3 protein-coding genes and 2 pseudogenes are annotated in these 5995 nt (G+C 40.1%); 3 read left to right on the top strand and 2 right to left on the bottom strand.

Annotation, left to right across the window (positions count from 1 at the left end):
* Positions 1-316 precede the first annotated feature (316 nt).
* Entirely contained in the window at positions 317-631 is a 315-nt protein-coding gene (locus F6K57_RS35130; protein ID WP_293072610.1) for a transposase, read from the bottom strand.
* 87 nt (positions 632-718) lie between these two features.
* Between F6K57_RS35130 and F6K57_RS35125 the strand changes: the two are divergent.
* From F6K57_RS35125 to F6K57_RS35115, 3 genes and pseudogenes are all read left to right on the top strand, one after another.
* Positions 719-1576: pseudogene (locus tag F6K57_RS35125) on the top strand (IS5 family transposase).
* A gap of 482 nt (positions 1577-2058) precedes the next feature.
* A pseudogene (locus tag F6K57_RS35120) lies at positions 2059-3414 on the top strand (IS4 family transposase).
* Positions 3415-3552: 138 nt separating this feature from the next.
* On the top strand, positions 3553-4995 hold the full coding sequence (locus F6K57_RS35115; protein WP_293030132.1) for an MATE family efflux transporter: 1443 nt from the start codon (positions 3553-3555) through the stop codon (positions 4993-4995).
* Between the two features lie 801 nt (positions 4996-5796).
* Here the strand turns inward: F6K57_RS35115 and F6K57_RS35110 are convergent.
* Positions 5797-5995, bottom strand: a 199-nt coding sequence (locus tag F6K57_RS35110) for a hypothetical protein (RefSeq protein ID WP_293030129.1), incomplete at its 5' end; no start/stop codon positions are given.

The following is a 5995-nucleotide window of genomic DNA, read 5'->3' as shown; positions in this document are numbered from 1 at the left end:
TCGAACCTCAAACCGGACAGACCTATTGGTGGATATTGCCACGGGTGCGGACGAACCTGTGCCCGTGCAGTGCTCAAAGATTTTGCCGAACACTTTGGGATTGGAGCCAAAAAGCGGGTAATTCTAAGAGCTGATTTATAAAGTAAACCTTAAGAGTACTCAAGCCCTTGCGGTATATAGCTTTCAGTTGATTATCCGCCGACCTAAGCTCAATTCCTGAAACCCTTGTAGGGCAAGTACTTTACCTGAGTTTACAAATCAGCTCTTATATCAAGTCACATTAATTGACCATAGTTAAGCAGCTTCTTCCATTACCTCAGGCCACCAATGATAGAAGCTGATGCAGCGGATCAACTCTCAGGGAATTGAGCAAATAGCGCCAGCGTTGCTCAACAAGGTCTTCAAGGGGTTCTATTGAGTCAAATACTATATTTCCCAAGGCTTGATTCACCACAGGCCATAATCGCTCTGCCGGTTGTAATTCAGGAGAGTAAGGGGGTAAGGGGAAAAGATGAATCCCCTCTGGCACCTCCAACTTCTCACTCATATGCCACCGAGCCTGATCTACAGTTAGAGCTGATTTATAAAGAGAATCTAAAGAAAGTAGGGGATTAAGTGAATATGGTGTAATCGTTATTTCTTAGTTATAGTTAAGCTATGTTGTGACTGATGAGCCGTCTACCTGCGATCGCCTTTGGCGCGGCTTCGCCGATCGCAAATCCTCAACGTCAACCTAACCCGACGTGACCTGAGCGACTCAGAATGGGAAATACTCAAGCCTCTAGTACCATTACCCAAGGGGTTTGGTCATCCTATAGAGGTGGATTTCCGAGAAATTTTCAACGCCATATTCTATGTGCAACGGACTGGATGTCAGTGGGAAATGATGCCTCATGATCTACCACCTTATAGCACGGTATACAGATACTTCAAAAAATGGCAAAAAGGCGGTTTTTGGCAACAGATACACGATAAAATACGCCAAAAATTAAGAACAGAATTAGACCCGGATGAAGACTCAACTGTTGCCATTGCTGATTCAATGTCAGTGAAAACAACAGAAAAAAGGGCTCTGTCTACGGTTTCGACGGTGGCAAGAAAGTTAAGGGGCGTAAGCGTCACATTGTAGTAGATTCCCTTGGATTATTAATTGGTGTTTTGGTAACTGAAGCGAATGCCTCAGAACGATTAGGAGCAGTCGTAGTACTTAATGAAGCCAGGGATAAACTGTCGAAATTAGATGTGCTTTGGGTATATCAGGGTTATTCTGGTAATAATTTTGCCCGTGCAGTTAAGGAAGTTTGTGGCGATCGCGTGAGGGTGGAAGTAATCAAGAGAACTTCCAAAACTTTTGAGCGGTTACCTAAACGATGGATTGTTGAGCGCAATGCATGGATGGTTGAATAGATTTCGACGCAAAAGCCTGGATTATGAGGTGTATTCAGATGTGAGTGAAGCCATGATTTATGGCTCTCTAATTCACCTTATGGTTAAGCGACTGGCAATGCTTTTGGTTGACTTTATAAATCAGCTCTTAAAGCAACGCAAGAGGCCAGAGGCCATAAGTAATATATAATCAACTATATAGGCATTTTGGGAAAGTTCAAAAACTCTAATCAGTGTTTACCAATTATTTGTAATTCAGGGAATCTTGAATGTCAAATATTGAAGTTTAAAGGTTAATGTGTAGTGGATAGTTCAAGTTAAGTTGAAGTAAAAAAAAAAAGGTGTAAAAATTTTTAACAAACAATCCAAACTCAAGCTATGACTACACTTCAAGGATTAAGTTTACGAACCTAACTTGTTTAACTCAACCGAATAGGTGATAATTGGCCTCGGTGTATCTCAGTTTGGTAAAAACATTAGGCTCGAATCCTTAGAGCTGATTTGTGAACAGAGCTATAACCATTGCGGTGCAATGCTTTCAGGATTTAGGCTTATGTTTACTCCCTGAAGGGGTGACGAAATAGCCTGAAAAGCTTTAAATGTAAAGCGTTCACCATTTTGTGGTAAAAAAAAGATAGGTCTCTTTTGTTCAACAATACCTACCTATTGACAATGTTACTTGCATTCTACCAAAACCACTTAAAAAGTCAACTTAGTAAGTCAGAATACTTATTTAGTCTAATTCTGCTTAGTCTCCTACAGACAATTAAAAAAGTAAATTTAGAAAAATTAGCAAATGCTCTATCAATTCCCCTAAAATTTGAAAGTCGTAGAAAAGCGATGCAGTCGCTCATGGGGGGAACCCCCATGAGCGACTGCATCAAGACAAGAATACAACGATTTTTATCATTGCCTAATCTGACGATTGAAAAAATTTGGTTTCCAATTATCAAAACCTGGTTATCAACATACTTCACAACTGAGCAATTAATTTATGTAGCGATATACCGCACAAATTGGAGTCGAATAAATTTCCTCATGATCAGTATAGTTTGGGATAAAAGAGCTTTTCCTATATATTTTGAATTACTTCCCAAATTAGGGTGTAGCAATATTCATGAACAAAAAACTGCCCTATCCTCAGTGATGCCACTTTTAAAAAACTATAAAGTTTGTCTATTAGGGGATAGATAATTTGGCTCGGTCAAGCTGGCACAGCACCTCCAGTCCTTGGGTGTCTATTTCTGCTTACGTCTTAAGAAGAACGAATTTATCGAAGTCAAAAATAATATTTTTATTCAATTAAATAATTTAGGCTTAACACCAGGATTATCTTTTTTTATCCAAGGAGTTAAAGTGACCTTGAAGTTACCGTAGAACAGGGTAGCCTTATTACCAAGACTTAAACCTATGACTCACAGACTGCCGACTATAAAGGCTACCCTGTTCAAGGTTTCATCCAAGACCCGTGGTTTTATAATTTTTAATGTGGCTGGTAAGTGGCAACGTAAAGTCAAGAAAGTAGCTTCGTTCGCGTAGCGTGGCCAAAGGCCAAAGAAGGATGGTTTATTCTTACAAATTTGGAAAGCTTAGAGTCAGCTATTTCAGCTTATAAAAAAAGATTTGATATTGAATAAATGTTTAGATATTTTAATACAGGTGGTTATAATATAGAGGAGACTAAAGTTGAGGGTAAACGGCTTATTTCTATAATTTTATTAATTGCAATAGCTTACAGTTCCTCAACGATTCAAGGTCAGCATATTAAAGCGATGCAGCGCGGTCTTGGGGGTTTCCCCCATGAGCGACTGCATCAAGACACGTCAAGGAATACAAAACTATGTAGCTCGTGTCAAAGAATATGGTCGTAGGGAGCGGAGACATAGCAGTTTTTACATTGGTTTATATGGCCAAACTTGGGTGAATTTAAAGGATGTTTGTTTAGAATTAGTCACCGAATTAATGAAATTAAATCCTAATAAACGAAAGTATTATCAACGAGGCCTAAGGGCTAGGTTGCTTATATAGTCTGCGTTTTAACTTATTTCGTCGCCCCCTCAGCTTATTTCGTCGCCCCCTCAGGTTTACTCCTGCTTACCTGAAATCCATATCTGTCAACGGATTTCAGCTCTTAAGATTTACTTTATAAATTACCTCTAACGTCTAATGCAGAACAAAACGACTGAGACAAACTGTACACATAGTCCTAAGTTAGGCTCATATAGCTTGGTATCAAAGGCTATATCTGAAACAATTTCTAGTTCTCAATTACTCATTCCCCTTATAAGCACACAGATTTGTGATGTAGCTGTTCAAGCTATAGATGTTGTGATGATGGGGTTATTAGGAACTCAATCAATAGCATCAGGTGCTTTGGGAACGGTTGCTTTTGCCACCGCTGTTTATGTTGGATACGGAATTGTATCAGGGGTAGGGGCAATGGCAGCTGAAGCAGTTGGCACTGATGAGCCTGAACAGGTTAGTTATATTTTATTTCAGGGGTTATGGTTACTTATAATTATATCCTTACCCATGGTTTTGCTCTTGTGGTGTGGTGGTTCTTTCTCAGGTTTAATCGGACAAGACAAAGGCGACTTTTTCCTCGTCAAAAGTTATGCAAATGCAGTTATATGGGGACTCCCAGCTGCTATTGGATTACTAATTGCTAAGGATATTGCCTCCGCTGTTAATTATCCTCAATCGATAGCTGTCATTGCGGTGATTGGCCTGGGCTTAAATATTCCTGTTAACTATATATTGATGTTTGGAAAATTTGGATTTCCAGATTTAGGACTATCGGGTATTGGCTGGGCGAGTAGTTTTATTTATTGGCTTACGTTCTTAATAGCTATCGTTTTATTTATGTTTCATCCAAAGTTTGACAAATATAGTTTTTTTGGTAATTTTTATCAGCTCGATCCAAGACTTATAATCAAACTTTTTCGTATTGGCTATCCGATGGGGATTCACTATGGTACTGAGATAGCACTTTTAAACATAACCACGTTGCTGATGGGATCTTTTGGTACAGCTACTCTAGCAGCACACCAGATTACAATTCAAACTGTAGAAGTTTTTATGGCAATTCCATCTGCTATTGCCTGTACTACTGTTGCTAGAGTGGGGTATGCCTATGGAGCTAAAGATGCGATGGGAATTAGAGTGTCGGCATTTATTAATCTTGCTATTGGTGCTTTCTTTTCATTGTTAGTGATAATTATAGTTTGGGAATTTCCCAAGCAGGTTGTGTCTATCTTTATAAATCCCGATGATCCAAACTATTTTAATACAAAAGCTACAGCAATCTCCTTTCTCTACATTGCAGGTTTTTACCAATTCGCCTATGGACTTCAAATGAATATGACTGGAGCCTTATTAGGCATACAGGATACCAAAATCCCTATGCTCATCAATTTACTTTCATTCTGGGGATCTGGACTCGGAGTGGGCTATTTACTAGCAATGCCTTTAGGTTATGGTGGTATGGGCTTGTGGTGGGGATTGGTTCTAGGCCCATTGATATCCAGTTTATTACTCGTCTATCGTTTTCTATTTTTAAATCGTCAGAAAGGGGATCAGATTAAAGATGTTAATCCGGCAGTAAAATAGAGTGCCTTTTTAAGGCTAAAACTCCTGGTAATATCAAGTTGCATTAAATAACCGTAATCTGGGGGGTGACATGCAAGCTAAAACCCTTACTGGGTAATATTTTCAGCCGATCTGTTACAAAAAGATACATGGTGTTTTGGGCGCTTCCTTGGACGTAGTTATAAGGGTTTGAGCTTTCAGAAAATCACAGGAGGGTCAATTTGGGAGTTTATCAATTCTTATGAGAATTGGCATCAAAGCCTTATATAGTAAGCTTTTCAGGGCTCATGTCACCCCCTCAGAACCGTAATATATGAGAGATGCAAGACAATGGTCCAAACTGATGCCCAAGCGAATCAGCATAGAACCCCATCTGAGTATAGAAGAACATTAACAGCGCTATCGTCAAGGGAAAGATCCGATTGAACGCTCCCACTATCAAATCATCTGGTTGCTAGCCCTTGGCAGAACCAGTGAAGAAGTCGCGCAAAGTGACTGGATATAAACGAAGTTGGATTTATGAACTGGTGTGGGGCTACAACCGGATTGGACCTTTGACCTTGGGAGATGGTAGGCGTAGAAACCTGTTTTGCTCCACCTCTTTTAAGGGATCAGCAACAAGGGCAATTAGATCAAATTTTGTCAGGTCCAGCCCCGGATGGTGGGCTGTGGAACGGTCGCAAAGTTGCAGACTATCTCTGTGAATTATTGGTTCGAATTGTCTGACTTCAACTTGGATGGCGGATTCTCAAGCAAATGGATTAAAGGGCTGAAAGTACCTCGACCAACAATCACCAATTCATTAGGACTTACGCAAATACCTCAATTTAACGCTACCTGTAGGGTTGTCCAAACCTTGCAAACCCTACCCATGGAGTCTGTGCGTAAGTCCTGTTCATATCTCAACAACAACAGCAGTGGAAAAAAAAACTGGGCTGTGAAGTGGAGAAAGTGCAAAAAGAACACCCCTGGGCCGAGGTATCGGTATGGAGTCAAGATCAACATCCCATTGGCCTGCAGC

This window comes from Moorena sp. SIO4A5 (assembly GCF_010672005.1).
Taxonomy (GTDB): domain Bacteria; phylum Cyanobacteriota; class Cyanobacteriia; order Cyanobacteriales; family Coleofasciculaceae; genus Moorena.
The sequence above is the reverse complement of the archived record's forward strand: the minus strand, read 5'-3'. Positions and strand labels throughout refer to the sequence as shown.